At 64.1% G+C, this 17,795-nt stretch carries 19 protein-coding genes; 1 reads left to right on the top strand and 18 read right to left on the bottom strand.

Going from position 1 to position 17,795, the window contains the following annotated elements:
• Nucleotides 1-11: 11 nt before the first annotated feature.
• The 17 genes from ACFULT_RS17670 to hrcA form a co-directional block, all read right to left on the bottom strand.
• A complete protein-coding gene (locus ACFULT_RS17670; protein WP_378482026.1) occupies nt 12-206 on the bottom strand; it encodes a hypothetical protein in 195 nt (64 codons plus the stop codon).
• Nucleotides 203-1,621, bottom strand: coding sequence for an amidase (locus ACFULT_RS17665; RefSeq protein ID WP_378482025.1), 1,419 nt, complete (start codon nt 1,619-1,621; stop codon nt 203-205). The genes ACFULT_RS17670 and ACFULT_RS17665 overlap by 4 nt, the downstream gene beginning before the upstream one ends.
• Complete coding sequence (locus tag ACFULT_RS17660) at nt 1,618-1,845, bottom strand: hypothetical protein (RefSeq protein WP_037107459.1); 228 nt, start codon at nt 1,843-1,845, stop codon at nt 1,618-1,620. The genes ACFULT_RS17665 and ACFULT_RS17660 overlap by 4 nt, the downstream gene beginning before the upstream one ends.
• Nucleotides 1,845-2,657 carry an ATP-binding cassette domain-containing protein gene (locus tag ACFULT_RS17655; protein ID WP_378482024.1) on the bottom strand — a complete coding sequence of 271 codons (813 nt, stop codon included), beginning with the start codon at nt 2,655-2,657 and terminating at the stop codon, nt 1,845-1,847. The genes ACFULT_RS17660 and ACFULT_RS17655 overlap by 1 nt, the downstream gene beginning before the upstream one ends.
• Nucleotides 2,654-3,535, bottom strand: a complete 882-nt coding sequence (locus ACFULT_RS17650) for an ABC transporter ATP-binding protein (RefSeq protein WP_378482023.1) — start codon at nt 3,533-3,535, stop codon at nt 2,654-2,656. The genes ACFULT_RS17655 and ACFULT_RS17650 overlap by 4 nt, the downstream gene beginning before the upstream one ends.
• The gene (locus tag ACFULT_RS17645; RefSeq protein WP_378482022.1) at nt 3,532-4,455 is read right to left on the bottom strand and encodes an ABC transporter permease; all 924 of its coding nucleotides are present in this window, start codon (nt 4,453-4,455) and stop codon (nt 3,532-3,534) included. Before ACFULT_RS17645 ends, ACFULT_RS17650 begins: the two co-directional genes overlap by 4 nt.
• On the bottom strand, nt 4,452-5,411 hold the full coding sequence (locus ACFULT_RS17640; protein WP_378482021.1) for an ABC transporter permease: 960 nt from the start codon (nt 5,409-5,411) through the stop codon (nt 4,452-4,454). Before ACFULT_RS17640 ends, ACFULT_RS17645 begins: the two co-directional genes overlap by 4 nt.
• Nucleotides 5,408-7,021 (bottom strand): ABC transporter substrate-binding protein, encoded by a 1,614-nt coding sequence (locus ACFULT_RS17635; protein WP_094655441.1) that lies wholly within the window; start codon nt 7,019-7,021, stop codon nt 5,408-5,410. Before ACFULT_RS17635 ends, ACFULT_RS17640 begins: the two co-directional genes overlap by 4 nt.
• A gap of 268 nt (nt 7,022-7,289) precedes the next feature.
• A complete protein-coding gene (locus ACFULT_RS17630; protein WP_094655440.1) occupies nt 7,290-8,018 on the bottom strand; it encodes a response regulator transcription factor in 729 nt (242 codons plus the stop codon).
• Between the two features lie 85 nt (nt 8,019-8,103).
• Nucleotides 8,104-9,015, bottom strand: coding sequence for a GTPase Era (gene era / locus ACFULT_RS17625; RefSeq protein ID WP_020111631.1), 912 nt, complete (start codon nt 9,013-9,015; stop codon nt 8,104-8,106).
• Nucleotides 9,012-10,364: a hemolysin family protein gene (locus ACFULT_RS17620; RefSeq protein WP_378482020.1), complete on the bottom strand. Its 1,353-nt coding sequence runs from the start codon at nt 10,362-10,364 to the stop codon at nt 9,012-9,014. Before ACFULT_RS17620 ends, era begins: the two co-directional genes overlap by 4 nt.
• Nucleotides 10,361-10,903, bottom strand: a complete 543-nt coding sequence (gene ybeY / locus ACFULT_RS17615) for an rRNA maturation RNase YbeY (RefSeq protein WP_019667490.1) — start codon at nt 10,901-10,903, stop codon at nt 10,361-10,363. The genes ACFULT_RS17620 and ybeY overlap by 4 nt, the downstream gene beginning before the upstream one ends.
• A 45-nt stretch (nt 10,904-10,948) precedes the next feature.
• Nucleotides 10,949-11,950 carry a PhoH family protein gene (locus ACFULT_RS17610; protein ID WP_241483684.1) on the bottom strand — a complete coding sequence of 334 codons (1,002 nt, stop codon included), beginning with the start codon at nt 11,948-11,950 and terminating at the stop codon, nt 10,949-10,951.
• Nucleotides 11,951-12,100: 150 nt separating this feature from the next.
• On the bottom strand, nt 12,101-12,835 hold the full coding sequence (locus ACFULT_RS17605) for a S9 family peptidase (protein WP_037107437.1): 735 nt from the start codon (nt 12,833-12,835) through the stop codon (nt 12,101-12,103).
• Nucleotides 12,832-13,608 (bottom strand): 16S rRNA (uracil(1498)-N(3))-methyltransferase, encoded by a 777-nt coding sequence (locus ACFULT_RS17600; RefSeq protein WP_378482019.1) that lies wholly within the window; start codon nt 13,606-13,608, stop codon nt 12,832-12,834. Before ACFULT_RS17600 ends, ACFULT_RS17605 begins: the two co-directional genes overlap by 4 nt.
• Before the next feature lie 2 nt (nt 13,609-13,610).
• Nucleotides 13,611-14,765: a molecular chaperone DnaJ gene (gene dnaJ, locus ACFULT_RS17595; protein ID WP_019667494.1), complete on the bottom strand. Its 1,155-nt coding sequence runs from the start codon at nt 14,763-14,765 to the stop codon at nt 13,611-13,613.
• 63 nt (nt 14,766-14,828) lie between these two features.
• Complete coding sequence (hrcA, locus tag ACFULT_RS17590; RefSeq protein WP_026348199.1) at nt 14,829-15,872, bottom strand: heat-inducible transcriptional repressor HrcA; 1,044 nt, start codon at nt 15,870-15,872, stop codon at nt 14,829-14,831.
• Nucleotides 15,873-16,000: 128 nt separating this feature from the next.
• Between hrcA and ACFULT_RS17585 the strand changes: the two genes are divergently transcribed.
• Nucleotides 16,001-16,306, top strand: a complete 306-nt coding sequence (locus ACFULT_RS17585) for a type II toxin-antitoxin system VapB family antitoxin (RefSeq protein ID WP_037107431.1) — start codon at nt 16,001-16,003, stop codon at nt 16,304-16,306.
• A 19-nt stretch (nt 16,307-16,325) separates the two neighbouring features.
• Here the strand turns inward: ACFULT_RS17585 and hemW are convergent, their stop codons facing one another.
• Nucleotides 16,326-17,534, bottom strand: a complete 1,209-nt coding sequence (gene hemW / locus ACFULT_RS17580) for a radical SAM family heme chaperone HemW (RefSeq protein WP_378482058.1) — start codon at nt 17,532-17,534, stop codon at nt 16,326-16,328.
• Nucleotides 17,535-17,795 lie beyond the last annotated feature (261 nt).

Genomic DNA, 17,795 nt, shown 5'->3' with positions numbered 1-17,795 from the left:
TGGGTGGGTGCCTATTCCCAGGACGCGTTGAATGCGGCGGCCGGAACCGTCTCGCCGATACCGGTGATGCTGGCCTTGCGAACGAGTGCGAGAGTAGAACTGTAGGTCTCGAATTCGGAGTCGAGGCGCTCTGCGCTGACCGGCAGTCCGGCGTACTCGAAGACAGTTGCGAGTTGTTCTTTCGTCGGAACGAAGTTGGCGGTCACAGAAGTTCTCCTGTCAGGGTGGATGCGGTATATGGAACCGCGGCGGCAAAATCGGTGCGGGCCTCGAAGGCCCGTCCGACGGCGAAAGCGAGTGCTTCCTGGAACGGTGGCGTCATGATCTGCAGGCCGACGGGTAACCCCTGGTTGTCGAAGCCCGCAGGAACGGACAGTGCCGGCATACCGGTGACGTTGGCGGGAACGGTGAGTGCATTGAGGCCGTTGAGAACGTCGATCTGGCTCTTTCCCAACGAGGTTCGCTCGGTTCCGAGTATCGGCGCGGTACCGGCGACCGTCGGCGACAGCAGGGCGTCGACCTCGCCGAACATCCGGTTCATTCCGGCAGTCACCACCGATCGCGCCCGCTGAGCGTCGACGTAGGAGACACCGCTGTGGAGGTTACCGACCCGAAGTGCGTCTACGACGTCGGAGCCGAACAGTTCAGGTCGCTCGGTAGCTCTCGCCCGGTGGAACGATGCGGCTTCGACACTGGCGACGACACCGACGATGTCCGGGCAAAGTTCGACTCCGGCGAACGCCACCGGAACTATCGTCGCGCCTGCCTTCTCGAGTTCTCGGATTGCACGGTCGAACGCTGCCGCGACGCCCGGTTCGAGACGGTCGCAGAAATAGGCTTCGCTGACGCCGAGTCGCATACCGTCGACACCTCGGTCCAGCATGACACCGAAGTCCGGTACTGCCTCCCCGGCGCTGTAGGGATCGCCTGTGTCGTGACCGGCAAGCACCCCGAGGGACAGCGCGGCGTCGGCCACGGTCGTAGCCAGCGGGCCCGCGTGGTCGAGAGTCCAACTCAGCACCGTGACCCCTCGCTTGCTCACTCGGCCATAGGTCGCCTTCATCCCGGTGACCCCGCACAATGCGGCAGGAATGCGGATCGATCCGCCAGTGTCGGTGCCCATCGCCACGGGAGCGAGTCGTGCTGCTACTGCCGCACCGGATCCGCCGCTGGAACCTCCTGGCACGTGGCCAAGTGACCACGGATTCCGCGTCGGAGGCGTCGTGACTCCGTAGGCGTACTCGTGGGTGGTCGTTTTACCGATGAGAATCGCCCCGGCGTCGCGCAGCGCGGTCACCGTTGCGGCATCCTCGGTCACGGGTGCTTCGGAAGAGGCTCGAGATCCCGACCGCGTCGGGTACCCCGCGACGTCGTACAGGTCCTTGACCGCAAACGGGACCCCGCGAAGCGGGCCACCAGGGACTCCGGATCGCACGGCCTCACGCAGCACCGAGGCCTCGGCGCGTGCTTCGTCGGCGGTCACCAGCACGAAGGATGCCAAGGACGGGTCGATCGCGGCGATCCGGTCGAGGTAGGTCTCGACGACGTCGACGGGATCCAGTTCGCCTGTTTCGACGCCGTGGTTGATCTCCGTCGCGGTCATCCCCGTCGGATCGATCACTTCGATCCTCCTGTCGTGCCGAGGACTGTCGTATCTGTCGTGCCGAGGACTGTCGTATCTGTCGTGCCGAGGACGAGGGGAAGCGAATCGCTTTCTCCCACGGCTGCGGCGAGCCGGGCTGCCGAGCGCAGCGACGACGCGCCTGCGGATGCGGCATCACCGATCATCGATTCGGGCACCCCGCGGGCTGTCAACGAGGCTCGCGCCCAGTCGTGTTGGCTCATCAGCTCGCTACTTTCGTCGGTTCGAGGACAGCGTCGACGAGCGAGCGGGTGATCGCGGTCTTCGGCTTCGAAAGCAGGTCGTCTACCGGACCCGATTCGACAAGGGTGCCGTGATCCAGCACTCCCCCGTTGTCGCACATGTGTTCCACCAGCGCCAGGTTGTGCGTGATGAGAAGCATGGTCAGTCCCCGTTCGGACTGTAGATCCTTGAGCAGGTTCAGGATCTGCGCTTGGACCGAGACATCCAGTGCGGCGGTGGGCTCGTCGAGAACGAGAAAGTCCGGATCGGTGATCAGGGCGCGAGCAATCCCAAGACGCTGCCGTTGTCCGCCCGAGAATTCGTGGATATAGCGGTCGTAGTGCGCCGCTTCCATCCCGACGCGGCCGAGCATCTCCAGCACCAATCCGCGAATCTCGCTCTTCGGTGCCATCTGGAATCGCTGCAACGCGTAGCCGATCTGCGCGCCGACACTGCGGCGCGGGTTGAACGCCGAGCCAGAATCCTGGAACACGATCTGCATCCGCTTGCGATAGCGCCGCATGTCGAGTTCGGTCATCGCCGCGATGTCGTTGCCTTCGAACAGGATCGATCCCGAGGTTACCTTCTCGAGGGCAAGCACCATCCGGCCGGTCGTGGTCTTGCCGGAACCAGATTCACCGATCAGCCCGAACGTCTCACCCTTGGCGATGTCGAAGCTGATCGAGTCGACGGCCACGAAGTCCGTTTTCTTCCGCTTCTCACCACGCACCGGGTACACCTTGCGCAGATCGCGCACCGCCACGAGCGGCACCGCGAAGTCGTCGGCTGTCATCTTGTTTCTCCTTGCGCCGAGACGAGTTGTTTGAATTCGTAGAGCCTGCGATTGCTCCGGGGCACGGCCCTGGTTGCGTCGTCGAGATGCAGTTTGGGAACCGCGCTCATCAGCCCCTGGGTGTAAGGGTGCTTGGGCTCCTCGAGCACAGCAGCCGTGGTACCCGCCTCCATCACCTCACCGTGACGCATCACCGTGACCTGCGAGCAGACGTGCGACACGACGCCGAAGTCGTGCGTGACGATCAGAATCGCCGTCCCCAGTTCACGATTGATCTCGAGCAACAGATCGAGAATCTGCTTCTGTACGGTGGCGTCGAGCGCTGTGGTCGGCTCGTCCGCGAGTAGCAGCTCCGGCCGACACGCGAGCGCGATTGCAATGACGACACGTTGACGCTGCCCACCACTGAGTTCGTGCGGGTAAGCCTTCATCCTGCGTGCCGGGTCCGGCAACGCCACCAGTTCCAGCGATTCCAACGCCTTCTTCCGGGCTGTCTCCTTGTCCACCTTTTGATGCAGCCGGATGACCTCGATCAGCTGGGCACCGATCGTGAAGGAAGGATCGAGTGCGCTCAGCGCGTTCTGCGATACCAGACCGATGTGGCTGCCTCGAATTCCGCGCATCTCTTTCTCTGTCTTGTCGAGCAGGTTCTCGCCGCGGAACACGATTGCTCCGCCCTCGATGCGGGCGCGGGAGGTACCGAGCAGGCCGAGCACACTCAGCGAGGTCACGCTCTTTCCGGATCCGGATTCTCCTACCAATCCGCGAATCTCGCCTGGCGCCATCGTGATCGATACGTTCCTGACGGCGTGAACGACACCGCCGTCGGTGTGGAAATCGACCCGCAGGTTCTGGATATCCAGTAGGGGCTCGTTCATCGTGTCTGCTTTCTGGGGTCGAGGGCGTCCCGAATTCCGTCGCCGACGAGATTGAAGGCGAGTGCGACGAAGAGAATCACCAAACCGGGAATTGTGGCGATGTGGTAGATGCCTTCGAGAAGCACGCTCGATCCGTCGGAGGTCATGATTCCCCAGTCGGGAGTTGGCGGAACGACACCGACACCGAGGAAGCTCAGGCCTGCTGCGACGACGATCATCAACCCGCACAGGGTCGTTGCGTACACGATCAGCTGGGCGATGACGTTCGGTGCGAGTTCCCGGAACATCAGATGCCCCGGATTCGCGCCGTACGCGCGCGCTGCCTCGATGTACTCCTTGCCCGATTCCTGCACGGTCGCGGTGTACGCGACACGGGCCATGTACGGGATCAGAGTGACGCCGATGGAAAGCATCACGTTGCCCAGACCTGCTCCGAGGACCGCGGACAGTGCGATCGCGAGCAGCACGAGCGGGAAGGCGAACAACACGTCGAGAACACGCATCAGGAGTTCGCCGGCGCGGCTGCGCTTGTAGCCGGCGAACAGCCCGATCATCAGCGACAACGGGAACACCACGAGGACGGGCACAACGGCGACGAGAAGTGAGTTTCGGCCACCGTAGAGCAAGCGCGAGAGGATGTCTCGGCCCTGTCCGTCGAGTCCGAGGATGTGGCCTTCGGTGCCGACTCCCGCCAGGCGGTTGACCGGGTCACCGGAGGTCGGACTGTAGGAGGTGAGCAGCGGTGCGAAGATCGCGGCCAGTGTCACCAGGATCAAGAACAGTGCCGAGACGAGTGCGACTCGGTCACGGCAGAAGGTACGCAGACCGAGTTTCCACTGCGAGGTCGAGGCTTTCGGTGCGGATGTCTCCTGCGCCGACGCCGCGGTGGTACGGACGTCGATGTCGACTGCTGCATTCATGCGTTCACCGTCTTTCGGGTGCGCGGATCGAGGAGTCCGACGGCGATGTCGGCAATGAGGTTGACGACGACGAAGGCCAAGGCGATGAACAGCACACCCGCCTGGACGACCGGAATGTCGCGTTGGGTGATCGAGGTGTAGAGCTGCTGCCCTAGCCCGGGCCACCCGAAGACGACCTCCACGAACACCACTCCGCCGAGCAGATAGCCGACCTGCAAACCGATGACGCCGACGATCGGCGGCAACGCATTACGCAGTCCGTGACGCCACAGCACCGACTGCTCGGACAGACCCGAGGCACGCAGCGTTCGGATGTAGTCCTGCTGCAGCACGTCGACCATGACGCTGCGGGTCATTCGTGCGATGACCGCCAACGGCACCAACGCCGCTGCGACGGCGGGCAGAACCAGATGCATCAGAACGTCGCCGAGCCCGCCCGGATGACGGCTGTTGTACATGCCCGAGGTCGGGAAGACGCCGAGCTCGATCGAAAAGAAGCCGATCAGGACCAACCCGAACCAGTAGACCGGGACGCTTGCCCCTGCCAGCGAGACGAACATCGCCACGCGGTCGAAGACCCCGTTCTGTTTGCGCGCGGCTGCGATTCCCAGCGGCACGCCGATCACGATGCACAGGACGAGTGCCGCGACGGTCAGGATGATCGTGTTCCAGAAGCGCGGCATCATGATTTCGGTGACGGGCTTGTTGACCGTCAGAGAGCGCCCCAGATCGCCTTGCAGCAGACTACCCATGTAATCGAGGTACTGCACCGGAGGTGACCGGTCGAGACCAAGTTCACTGCGCACGGCCGCAACCGATTCCGAGGTTGCACCGGATCCTAAGATTGTCAGCGCCGGGTCGCCGGGGACGAGCTGGAGGAGCAGAAAGACGACGATGCTGACCCCGAGCAGAACCGCAACGGTGGACAACAATCGTGAGCGGAGTGTTCCTGTCATTGCTCGAGCCTCACTTCTTTGAGGTCGTACCACTCTTCGCTCGCGGAGACGAATCCGGAGACATAGGGAGCGAGCACGTAGGGGGCTTTGTCGTTGACGACAGGTGCGAGAGCTGCGTCCTCGGTGACGATGTCGTTCGCCTGACGCCAGTACTCGTTGGCCTCGTCCTCGTCGGTGGACTGGATCGCCAGATCCATCACAGCGTCCAGTTCGGGGCTCGAGTAGTATCCGACGTTGACGCCGTTGGGCGCCTGCAGCTTCGACGATGTCACGATGTAGAGCCAGTACGGGGTGGTCATACCCCAGGACATCTGGGCCATACCGACCCCGGGTTGCATGCCCTGCGCCCAGGTGCCGAGGTACGAAATCCATTCCTGCGTCTGGATGTTCATCGTGATGCCGATCTCGGCGAGGTTCTGCTGCAGGTACTCCGCCATCTGTGTCGGAATGATCTGACCCGAACCGTCGACCGAGGTGATCAGAGTGGTTTCGAAACCGTCTTGCAGACCGACCGAAGCGAGAAGCTCCTTGGCCTGGTCGATGTCGCGAGTGTAGGCATCGGTGCGTTCGACGAACGCGCCGTTCGCGGGAGCCTGCACGCCGTACGCCGGGTTGACCGTTCCGCGGAGAAGATCGGTCGCCATGCCCTCACGGTTGATCGCGAGGTTGATCGCCTGCCGAACTTCCTTGATCGCCATGTTCGGATCCTGCATGTTGAACGAGAGGTACCACACGTGAGGCGGGGTGCCCTCCGACAGCTGGTAGCCCTCGTCTACGAGGTTGCCGACACTGTCCGGACTCGGAACAGCGATCATGTCGACGTCACCGCTGCGCAGCGCGGCGACTCGCGCAGAGGCGTCGGGCAGAGGCCGGAAGACGACACCCTGGATCGACGGTTCGATTCCCCAGTAGTCGTCGTTGCGCTTCAGGCTGATTCGCTCACCGCGGATTCGCTCGTCGAACACGAACGGTCCTGTTCCCACCGGGTGATCACCGATACCCTCGCCGTACTGCTCGATCGCGGTGGGGCTCATGATGGCTGTCGAACCGTTACCACCCTGAGCCAGCATTCGTAGGAACGGTGAGAACGGTGTCGCCTGCTTGACGACGAGTGTGTACCGGTCGACGGTCTCGATAGATTCGGTGTTCAGCCAGATGAAGTTGGTTTGTCCTGCGGCCTTCGCGGAGTAGTGCGGAGCCTCCTTGTCCCACATTCGCCGGAAGTTGTATTCGACTGCGGCGGCGTCCAATTCGGTGCCGTCGTGGAATTGGACGCCCTGTCTGATGTGGAACGTGTAGGTGAGGCCATCGGGAGAGACCTCCCACGACTCCGCAAGCCCCGGCTCCAGCGCCGGAACCTGTGCTTCGCTCGACGGTGTCCGTAGGTCCTCGGTCACCAGTGGTTCGAAGATCTGCTGATTGATGCGCCACGAGACCCAGCCGCCTGCCACCTGGGGATCGAGGACGTCGGCCTCGGATTCGATGGCGATGACGAACGTGTTGTCGGTAACGATCTCACGATCGGCGCTGCACGCGGTCAGCGACGAGATCGCCAGGACGACCGCCGCAGCGAGACCGGTGAGCGAGCCCGACCTGCGTCCGCGTTTCACGTGCGGTCACTTCGAGAAGCGATGTTCATGGACATGGTCCTTCGATCTACGAGTGTGAAGGAGAACGTCTGTCTCCGTAAGCCGAGCGGTGCGCCGTCGAACCGATCGGGATACATGAACCGTAGAGAAGGACAGAGTCGGAAGAGAATACGTCGAATTACGTATTCCAGATGTCATGGATCACAATGGAAGTCGAGGTTCTACGCCATCCAATAGGCACGTTTCTTCCACGTGACGGATGTGTTGAGAATTGGTACCGGACGCGGATTCAGGACGCCGCAAGAGAGATCGCGTCGACCGTTCGTCGGTCGGAACCGAGCCCGAGCTCGGTAGCGTAGACCGCCGCCATGACACGATTCGGCACATCCAACTTGCGCAGGATTTTTTCGACGTGGGTCGTCACTGTGCGGGGCGAGAGGACCAACTCCTCACCGATCTCCGCGTTCGACATTCCACGACGCACCAGGCCGAGAATCTGCAACTCGCGGGCGGTCAGCCGAAACCGCGAGGTCGCGCGCAGATCGCTGGCGTACCGCGTGAATGCGGGTCGCATCCGCTCGAGGATGGTCTTGGCGGGCGTCGGAAACTGTTCTTTCTCGACATTGCCGTGACACATGCCGATGAGCGTGCCGTCGTCGTCGTGTAACAACATCAGCACACCGTTGGAGAAGCCATCGGGACGCAACACCGACATCGCAGTCGGTGACGTCCCGAAGCCGGGCACCTCGGTCCAGTCGAACACCTCGTCCACGTGCGAGAACTGTTTCTCGAACTCGGGAAGCCGATCGATGTCACCGGTCAGGAACCCGGCGACCCTCTGGTCGTATCCCCGCTGCTCGACGGTGACGTAGCGATCGGTCGTCTCGTCCCGGTACGCAAGCAGGAAACTGTCGCATCGACCCTCGTATCGGAGGTAGTCGATGGCTCCGTTCATCCGCCGGGTCGCTGCCGGCGACGCCATTTCGGCAACAATGGACGCGATGTCGTGATCGGGCATGGTGCGTCCTTCGGCTCGACGGGCAGTCGAACCGAGTAAACAGCAGAACGCTTTCGTCGTTGTTAACGCACAGTTTCGACTACCGTCAGAAGCCCAGTTTGCCCATCTGCTTCGGGTCGGTCTGCCAGTCCTTGGCAATTTTGACGTGCAGGTCGAGGTAGATCCTCGTGCCGAGAAGCTTTTCGATCTGCAGCCTCGATGCCGTGCCGACCTCTTTCAATCTCGACCCGCCTTTACCGATGATGATGGCTTTCTGGCTAGGGCGTTCGACGTAGAGGATCGCGTGGACGTCGAGCATGTTGTCGTGGCCCTCGCGAGGGGTGACCTCGTCGATCACCACGGCGAGCGAGTGCGGGAGTTCGTCGCGAACGCCTTCCAGAGCGGCTTCGCGGATGAGTTCGGCCATCAGGACGTCTTCGGGCTCGTCGGTGAGTTCGCCGTCCGGGTAGAAGGCGGGGCCCTCCGGGAGCTCCGACGCGAACAGGTCGACGAGCTTCTCCACCTGCTCACCCGACGCGGCGGAGACCGGGATGACGTGACTGTCCTCGCCGAGGAGCTTGGAGAGCGCCATCAACTGCTGTACGACGCGTTCTTTCTTGACCTTGTCGATCTTGGTGACGATGCCGATCAACGTGGTCCTGGGCGCGATGTGACGTACCTGTTCGAGGATCCAGCGGTCGCCGGGTCCGATCTTCTCGTCCGCGGGGATGCATAGCCCGATGATGTCGACCTCGGAGTAGGTCTCCTGAACCAGGTCGTTCAGACGCTGCCCCAGAAGTGTTCTCGGCCGGTGGAGTCCGGGTGTGTCGACGAGGATCAGCTGCGCGTGCTCGCGGTGAACGATTCCGCGAATGGTGTGCCGTGTCGTCTGCGGCCGGGACGAGGTGATCGCGATCTTGGAGCCGACGAGCGCGTTGGTGAGCGTCGACTTGCCGGTGTTCGGCCGTCCGACGAAACAGATGAATCCCGATCGAAACTCGGTGCCTGCGTCGGTCATTCTTCGTCTCCCAGCTCTTCCCGCCGTCTGTGGCTGGGATTGTCGTCGTCTGCCGTGTCGTGTTCGTCGTCGTCGTCGGGAGCAGGCACTCGTTCCACCAGAACGGTCGTGATGCGTACTCGCCCACGTGGGTCTGCACCGCCTTCTCCGATCAGGATCAAGCCGTGTGTTTCGACGCGTGAACCGGGTAGCGGCACGCGGCCGAGCTCGTAGCCGAGCAGTCCACCGATGGTGTCCACGTCCTCGGACTCGATCTCGATGTCGAACAGCTCGCCGACGTCCTCCAGTGTGACGCGGGCGGACACACGATAGGTGCCGTTCTCCAGGTCCTCGATGGGAGCGACCTCGGCGGAATCGTATTCGTCGGCGATCTCGCCGACGATTTCCTCCAGCACGTCCTCGATGGTCACCAGCCCTGCGATGCCGCCGTATTCGTCGACCAGTAAGGCCATGTGGTTTCGATCGCGCTGCATTTCGGCCAGCAGGCTGTCCAATGCCTTCGAATCCGGCACGAACACCGCGGGTCGCATCAGTTCGTCGACCTTGACCCCTCGGCCGCCGTCTGTGGAGTAGTACGTCCGTTGGACGAGGTCCTTAAGGTAGACCACGCCGACGACGTCGTCGACGTTCTCACCGATCACCGGGATGCGGGAGTGTCCGCTGCGCACTGCGAGGGATGTGGCTTGGCCTGCCGACTTGTCGGATTCGATCCACACCATCTCCGGCCGGGGCACCATGATTTCGCGCGCGGAGGTGTCCCCGAGTTCGAACACCGACTGGATCATCCGACGCTCGTCGTCGGCGACGACGCCGCGTTCGCGGGCCATGTCCACCAGCTCACGAAGCTCGATTTCCGATGCGAACGGGCCGTTGCGGAAACCCCGTCCGGGAGTGATGGCATTTCCGATGAGGATGAGAAGACGACTGATAGGGCCGAGTATCCAGCCGAGAGCTCGAAGCGGAAACGCGGCGGACAATGCGATGGAGTACGCGTGCTGCCTACCGAGCGTTCGCGGGCCGACACCCACCGCGACGTAGCTGACCAGCACCATGACGATGGCGGTGACCGCGAGAGCAAGCGTCTCCGATAACAGGTCCATCATGCCGCCGACGAGAAGTACGGTGGCCGCGATCTCGCACAGGATGCGCAGCAGAACGGTCAGGTTGACGTAGCGAGGGCGGTCCGCCACCACTTCGAGCAACCCGATGGCACCGGGCCGCTCGTCCTTGGCCATGTCCTCGATCCGTGCCCGCGACACGGTGTTGAGCGCCGAATCCACGGCCGCGAAGACACCTGCAACGGGCACCAGCACCACAGCGGAAACGATGAGTGCAGGTGCACTGCTCACAGGTTCTCGTCCCTGGAGAACCCGGTCTTACCCAGCAGTCGTGCGTCACGAGCCGCTTGGATCTCGGCTTCCTCTGTGCGGCGAAGATCCTCGTACCACTCTTCGAGGATGCGATTCTGGAGACCGAACATCTCCTTCTCCTCGTCCGGCTCGGCATGGTCGTAACCGAGCAGGTGCAGCACACCGTGCACCGTGAGAAGCGCCAGCTCGTGTTCCAGCGGGTGCCCGGCTGCGGCTGCCTGATCGGCGGCGAACGACGGACACAGCACGATGTCGCCGAGCATCGACGGCCCCGGCTCGGGGGCGTCTGGACGACCACCCGGCTCCAGCTCGTCCATGGGAAACGACATCACGTCCGTCGGACCCGGCAGATCCATCCACCGCATGTGCAGGTCGGCCATGGTCGCCGAATCCACCAACACCATCGACAGTTCGGCGGCAGGGTGCACGTCCATACTCGCGATCGCGAACCTCGCCACGCTCACCAGTTCCGGCTCGGAGACATCCATCCCCGATTCGTTGGACACCTCGATACTCATCTACCGCTCATTCTCTGTCGATTCTCCGCTCGGGCAGCCATGAGTCTAACGGCGTGCGGCACGTGCCCCGCCCGAGCGTCGCTGCGCACGGTTACCGATCGAGTCGTTGCCCTCGCGAGAGGACTCGAAGCGCTCGTACGCGTCGACGATGTCGGACACCAGCCGGTGTCGAACGACGTCACTGCTGGTCAACTGCGCGAAGTGGATATCGTCGACCTCGGTCAGGATTTCGCTCGCGGCGCGGAGACCCGATCGGGCTCCACCGGGAAGGTCGACCTGGGTGATATCCCCGGTGACCACGATCTTGGATCCGAATCCCAGCCTCGTCAGGAACATCTTCATCTGCTCGGCAGTGGTGTTCTGGGCCTCGTCGAGAATGATGAAGGCGTCGTTCAGAGTCCGGCCACGCATGTATGCGAGCGGTGCGACCTCGATGACCCCCGCCTGCATCAGCTTCGGGATGGCTTCGACGTCCATCATGTCGTGCAACGCGTCGTGCAGCGGACGCAGGTACGGATCGATCTTCTCGTGCAACGTGCCGGGAAGGAATCCGAGACGCTCGCCGGCCTCCACTGCCGGCCTGGTCAGGATGATCCGACTGACCTGCTTGGCCTGCAGAGCCTGGACGGCCTTCGCCATTGCGAGGTAGGTCTTGCCGGTTCCCGCAGGCCCGATGCCGAACACGATGGTGTTGGCGTCGATGGCGTCGACGTACCGCTTCTGGTTGAGGGTCTTCGGCCGAATCGTCTTGCCTCGGCGCGAGAGGATGTCCAAGCTCAAGACCTCCGCCGGCGACTCGGAGACGCCCTCGGTGAGCATCGCCACCGTGCGCCGGACCGCGTCGGGAGTCAGAGGTTGGGCACGCTTGACGACGGCCGCCAGCTCGGAGATCACGCGTTCCGCCAGCGCGACGTCCGCGACCTTTCCGCTGAGCGTCACCGCGTTACCCCGCACGTGGATGTCCGCGCTCAGCATCTGCTCGAGTGTGCGTAAGTTCTCGTCCGACGGTCCCAGCAGCGGCGGAACCGCTTCTGGTGCCAATTCCATACTCGACCGAACCTGGCGTTCGGCAGGAAGATCGCTGTGTTCACTCACGTGGTGGCTATGGCCTGCTTCCGGTTGTCTGGTCTCGAACTCGGCTGCTGGAAGTTTAACGCTCCTGGATGTGAGCGCATTCCAATTACTCCACCCGCCGCATCACTCCAACACGGCGGCGAGAGAATGCTTCCAACATCGGCTGCCGGGCTGGAGGAATGCGAAATGATCCTCGCCGTCGACGACGGTCGAGGTCACGTGGTCTCCGGCCGCGCGCGCCGCCTGTGCGTACTCTTCGCTCTGCGACACCGAGACCTGTACGTCCTCGGCGCCGTGGATGCAGTGCACGGGAATGCCGGTCGGTACGCGACAAAGCGGCGACGCCGCACGGTACGTCTCCGGCGCGTCGTCGTAGTCGACGCCGAAGAGCGCCCGGATCGGCTCGTACGAGGCGCGTGACACGAGGTCGAGCACACCCGCTTGCGACACCACCCGCGACGGACGAAGTGCGGTGTCCCTCTCCCCCGCGAGCCAGACCGCGAGGTGTCCCCCGGCCGAATGGCCCAGCAGACGCACGTCGGCGAGATTCAGCTTACGCGGTGAATTGTCCTGCACCACAGTGGCGATCGCGTCGACGGCCGACGCCACGTCTCCGCTTGTCTCGGGCCAGAGCCCTCCGGCACCCACACGTCGGTACTCGATGTTCCACGCGGCGTACCCGGCTCGTGCGCATTCGACGGCGTACTGCGTTCCCAGGTTGAGCGCGTACTGCCCACTCCAGAAGCCGCCGTGGATGACCACGACGACCGAAAGCGGTTCCGTCGCATCGCCTTCGGGCAGATACAGATGTCCGAACTGCTGGGGGTGGTCACCGTAGGCGATGGTGGTTCGCTTCATGTCGGGGATCCGAAGTCGAGGGGCGCTTGCTTCCATCTGTCGGTGAGTGCACCGATCGCACCCAACGCAACCGCTGCCGCCGTCGACGTCCGTAACACCGTGGGCCCCAGCATGACCGGAGTCGCCCCAACTTCTGTCAGCCGAGCGATCTCCTTGTCGTCGATGCCGCCCTCCGGCCCGACGATCAGCAGGACCTCCTGGACCGTTCGGAACGGGAGCGACGAGAACTCGGCGGTGGCCGCCTCGTGCAGCACCGCGACCACCCCGCCTCGATCGACCACGTCGCGCACCAGGGAGACCACGCCGGCGGTGTCCTGCACGTCGCTCACCGACGGGACGAACGGTCGCCTGGACTGCTTCGACGCCGCGGCTGCGACACCTTGCCATCGCGCGACGCCTTTGACTGCCTTCGGTCCGTCCCAGCGCGCAACGCAGCGCGCGGACTGCCACGGGTGAATCGAATCGATACCGGCTTCGGTGGCCAGTTCGACGGCCAATTCCGAGCGCTCTGCTTTGGGAAGCGCCTGGACCAGGCCGACGGTCGGTGTCGGTGGCGTCGCATCGGATCGGGCGTTCACCGCCAGCTCGAGACGGTTCTTCTCCGCAGCCGTCACGACCGTGTCGGCGAGGCCGCCTCTACCGTCGGACAGCAGTAGCCGTTCGCCGACGCGGATACGTCGGACCGTGGCAGCGTGGTGGCCTTCCTTACCGTCCAGCACGGCGACGCCACCGACCTCGGGCAGCGGATCGAGATAGAAGACGGTAGCCGCCATCGTCAGCGACCGCTGAACGCTTCCCGCAACCGGGAGAACAACCCACCGCTGTGCTGAGATCCGGTAGTGACGACCTCGGCGGCGTCGCGGTCACGCAACCGCTTGAGGTCCTCGAGCACCTGTGTCTGCTTGCTGTCCAGGCGGGAGGGCACGACGACTTCCAGGTGCGCGTGAAGGTCGCCGCGGACGCCCGAACGGAGCTTCGGCATTCCGTGTCCGCGCAGAACCGCGACCGACCCCGGCTGGGTGCCTTGGTCGACCGTGATCTCGGTCGGTCCGTCGATGATGGCGTCCACGGACACCGATGTTCCGAGTGCTGCGTCCACCATCGGGACACGGATGGTGCAGTGCAGGTCGTCGCCGTCACGAACGAACACCTCGTGCGGCTGCTCGACGATCTCGACGTACAGATCACCGGCAGGGCCACCACCCGGTCCGACCTCGCCCTGCGACGCGAGGCGGATACGCATTCCGTTGCTGACGCCGACGGGCACCTTCACCGAGATCTCACGACGCGAACGCACCCTGCCGTCACCCGCGCACTTACGGCACGGGTCGGGAATGGTCTCGCCGGCTCCGCGGCACGTGGGGCACGGGCGCGACGTCATGACCTGGCCGAGGAACGAGCGCTGCACCGACTGGACCTCACCGGCACCGCCACACGTCTCGCAGCGCACCGGCTTGGAATCTCCGTTGGTGCCGGAACCGGTACACACGTCGCAGAGAATCGCTGTGTCGACGGTGATGTGCTTGGTGACACCGGTGGCGCATTCGTCGAGCGTCAGCTTCGTGCGCAGCAGCGAGTCGGCACCGGGCTGAACACGGCCGCGAGGACCACGACCGCCGCCCTGGCCCCCACCGCCGAAGAACGCCTCGAAGACGTCGCCGAGACCTCCGCCGAAGCCCGCGCCGCCGAAGCCACCGCCTCCGCCGCCGCCCTGCTGCAACGGATCGCCGCCGAGGTCGACGATGCGGCGCTTCTCCGGGTCGGACAGCACCTCGTACGCGGTCGAGATGTCCTTGAACCGAGCCTGGGCAGCCTCGTCCGGGTTCACGTCGGGGTGGAGCTCACGCGCCAACTTGCGGTACGCGCGCTTGATCTCCTGGTCGGTGGCCTTCTGACCGACCCCGAGTGTTCCGTAATAGTCCCGTGCCACGTGAGTCTCTTTCTTCGAATCTGTTCTTGGTTGATCGAGCCGATGCAGTCGAGCTGGAGGTGCTCAGCGTTCTGCGAGCACTTCTCCGATGTATCTCGCAACGGCCGCAACCGATGCGATTGTTCCTGGATAGTCCATCCGCGTGGGCCCCAGCACACCCATGCCACCGAGCACCATGCCAGCCGAACCGTATCCAGTGGAAATCACCGAGGTGCCGCGCATCTCCTCGACCTGGGTTTCCTCGCCGATCCGGACGGTGACCGTGCGCGTGTCCTGCGTCACGGCAAGAAGCTTCAGCACCACGACCTGTTCCTCGAGCGCTTCGAGGACACCGCGCAAGGAGCCGGGGAAGCCTGCGTCGCCCGCGAAATCCGCCGCGTTGCGCGTCAGATTCGCGGTTCCGCCGAGGACCAACCGTTCCTCGGGATGTTCGACGAGCGATTCGATCAGAACAGTTGCCGACCGGATGATGGCGTCGCGCAGGGATGCGGGCGAGTTCTCCGCGAGCTCGGCGACCGCGGCCGACGCCGCAGCCAGCCGCTTGCCTTCCATCGCGCCACCGAGCAGGCGACGCAGTTGCGCCAGCTCGTCGTCGTCGATGACGTCTCCGAGTTCCACGATCCGCTGATCGACGCGACCCGAGTCCGTGATGAGCACCATCAGCAGTCGAGCCGGCGTCAGCGCCACGATCTCGAGATGACGAACCGAGGACACCGACAGCGTCGGGTACTGCACGACCGCCACCTGACGAGTCAGCTGGGCCAGCAGCCGCACACCGCGTCGCAACACGTCGTCGAGGTCGACGCCGTTCTCGAGAAACTCCAGAATCGCCCGGCGCTCGGCGGACGACAGCGGTTTGACGTCCGCGATGCGGTCCACGAACTGCCGGTACCCCTTGTCGGTGGGGACACGACCGGAGCTGGTGTGCGGCTGCGCGATGTAGCCCTCGGCCTCGAGCACCGCCATGTCGTTACGGACGGTCGCGCTCGACACGCCCAGGTTGTGACGCTCCACCAACGCCCGGGAGCCGACCGGTTCCTGAGTGGAGACGTAATCCGCGACGATTGCACGCAGAACTTCGAATCGCCTGTCCTCGGTGCTCGACACGTTCCCCCCTTCGGTTCGTTCGGTCACGCGGTTGTCAACAGTCTGAGTCTAGTAGCCGCCACGAACACGAGCCGTCCAAGGCCTTACTGTGGTGCGGTGACCTACTCGACTTCGACGACGTTCACCGCATGATCTTCAAGGGCGTACGCGACGGGAAGCCGTACCCGGAGCACGGTCTCTCCCTGCGGGACTGGTCCAAGATCCCGCCACGGCAGCTGCGACTGGACGAGATCGTCACCACGACGAAGGTGCTCGAGCTCGACCGACTTCTGTCCGAGGACTCCACCTTCTACGGCGACCTGTTCCCCCACGCCGTCCACTATCGCGGCGTGGTCTACCTCGAGGACGGCCTGCATCGCGCAGTACGCGCCGCGCTACGAAACCGGACGGTTCTGCACGCTCGAGTCTTCGACTACGACGTCCTCGGCGCCTGACGGTCCCCACCACGACCGGTCAGGCCGCGATGGTCCTGACGACGGCGTCGGCGAGCAGGCGCCCACGGTCGGTCAGCACATAGTTGCCGTCACCGAAAGTCATGAGGCCGTCGGCAACGACCTGGGCCGCTGCACGGCGTTCGGCGTCGCTCAGCACGTCGGCGGGTAACCCGGTGCGCAACCGAATCTTCAACATCAGATCCTCGAGGTGACGATCCTCTGTCGTCAGCCGTTCGCTGCCCGCGATCGGCAGCGCGCCGGACGCCAGATCGTCCGCATATCGGGCAGGGTGCTTGACGTTCCAGAAGCGCGTGCCGCCGACGTGGCTGTGTGCACCGGGTCCGGCGCCCCACCAGTCACCGCCGTTCCAGTAGCCGATGTTGTGCTTGCACTCGGCGTCGGCGCCGGTTGCCCAGTTGGACACCTCGTACCAGTGCAGGCCTGCAGCGTCGAGCACAGCATCGATCCGCTCGTAGCGACTGGCGAGAACATCGTCGTCGGGCATCGGGAGTTCTCCGCGACGCACCTTGCGAGCCATCGCCGTGCCGTCCTCGACGATCAACGCGTACGCGGACACGTGGTCGACCCCTGCGTCGAGCACTGCGGCCAACGACGCGTCGAGGTCCTCGTCCCTCTCCCCCGGTGTTCCGTAGATGAGGTCCAGGTTCACGTGCTCGAAGCCTGCCTCGCGCGCCTCCTTCGCAGCGGCCACAGCCCGGCCGGGCGTGTGCGTGCGATCCAGGACGGCCAGCACGTGCTGTGCGGCGGACTGCATGCCGAGTGAAACTCGGGTGAATCCTGCGGCACGAAGTTGCTCGAAGAACTGTGGAGACGTCGATTCCGGGTTCGATTCCGTCGTGACCTCGGCACCCTGAGTCAGTCCGACGCTCGCGCGCACGGCGGCCAGCACGTCGGAAAGACCGGCTCCGCCGAGAAGAGACGGCGTGCCGCCACCGACGAACACGGTGTCGGCCGTCGGGACGTGTCCGAGGCGCGCGTCGATCAATGCGGCCGCAGCGTCGAGCTCGCGCCGCAGGCCGTCCATCCAGGACTCGGGCGATGCGGAGGTGCCCAGCTCACCGGCTGTGTAGGTGTTGAAATCGCAGTACCCGCACCGCGTCGCACAGAACGGGACGTGGACGTAGATTCCGAACGGCCGCTGTCCGATTCCGTCGAACGCCTCGTCGGGCAGGGCGAGTGGGACGGGCGGGGTAGCGAGCAGGTTCACCGCTCCAGTGTCCCAGAAGTCGAACACACCGATTCACCTCGCAGGCTCGCAGCCACGTGTCGTAGGCGCGAAGCAAGTTTCCGGCCCTCTGCCTGCCTATTTACCCAAAATCGTGGGTAAATAGGCCTGCCGCGGTCGGACCAGCGGGAATGACGTGGCACAATGGTCCGCGTGACTGACTCTGGGATCCCGCTCGTGGCGCGTCGCCACGTCGATCTCAAGCGTGTGTGCAGTTCATCGTGTCCTTGTTGTCGAGTCTGC

Source organism: Rhodococcus sp. NPDC057297 (assembly GCF_042667435.1).
In the GTDB taxonomy this organism is placed as follows: Bacteria; Actinomycetota; Actinomycetes; order Mycobacteriales; family Mycobacteriaceae; genus Rhodococcoides.
The sequence above is the reverse complement of the archived record's forward strand: the minus strand, read 5'-3'. Positions and strand labels throughout refer to the sequence as shown.

Excerpts from the sequence above, each read along its gene's own strand:
- ACFULT_RS17660 (WP_037107459.1), bottom strand. The coding sequence starts at position 1,845 with ATGAGCCAACACGACTGGGCGCGAGCCTCGTTGACAGCCCGCGGGGTG.
- ACFULT_RS17655 (WP_378482024.1), bottom strand. The coding sequence starts at position 2,657 with ATGACAGCCGACGACTTCGCGGTGCCGCTCGTGGCGGTGCGCGATCTG.
- ACFULT_RS17650 (WP_378482023.1), bottom strand. The coding sequence starts at position 3,535 with ATGAACGAGCCCCTACTGGATATCCAGAACCTGCGGGTCGATTTCCAC.
- ACFULT_RS17645 (WP_378482022.1), bottom strand. The coding sequence starts at position 4,455 with ATGAATGCAGCAGTCGACATCGACGTCCGTACCACCGCGGCGTCGGCG.
- ACFULT_RS17640 (WP_378482021.1), bottom strand. The coding sequence starts at position 5,411 with ATGACAGGAACACTCCGCTCACGATTGTTGTCCACCGTTGCGGTTCTG.
- ACFULT_RS17630 (WP_094655440.1), bottom strand. The coding sequence starts at position 8,018 with ATGCCCGATCACGACATCGCGTCCATTGTTGCCGAAATGGCGTCGCCG.
- era (WP_020111631.1), bottom strand. The coding sequence starts at position 9,015 with ATGACCGACGCAGGCACCGAGTTTCGATCGGGATTCATCTGTTTCGTC.
- ybeY (WP_019667490.1), bottom strand. The coding sequence starts at position 10,903 with ATGAGTATCGAGGTGTCCAACGAATCGGGGATGGATGTCTCCGAGCCG.
- ACFULT_RS17610 (WP_241483684.1), bottom strand. The coding sequence starts at position 11,950 with ATGGAATTGGCACCAGAAGCGGTTCCGCCGCTGCTGGGACCGTCGGAC.
- ACFULT_RS17605 (WP_037107437.1), bottom strand. The coding sequence starts at position 12,835 with ATGAAGCGAACCACCATCGCCTACGGTGACCACCCCCAGCAGTTCGGA.
- ACFULT_RS17600 (WP_378482019.1), bottom strand. The coding sequence starts at position 13,608 with ATGGCGGCTACCGTCTTCTATCTCGATCCGCTGCCCGAGGTCGGTGGC.
- ACFULT_RS17585 (WP_037107431.1), top strand. The coding sequence starts at position 16,001 with ATGATCTTCAAGGGCGTACGCGACGGGAAGCCGTACCCGGAGCACGGT.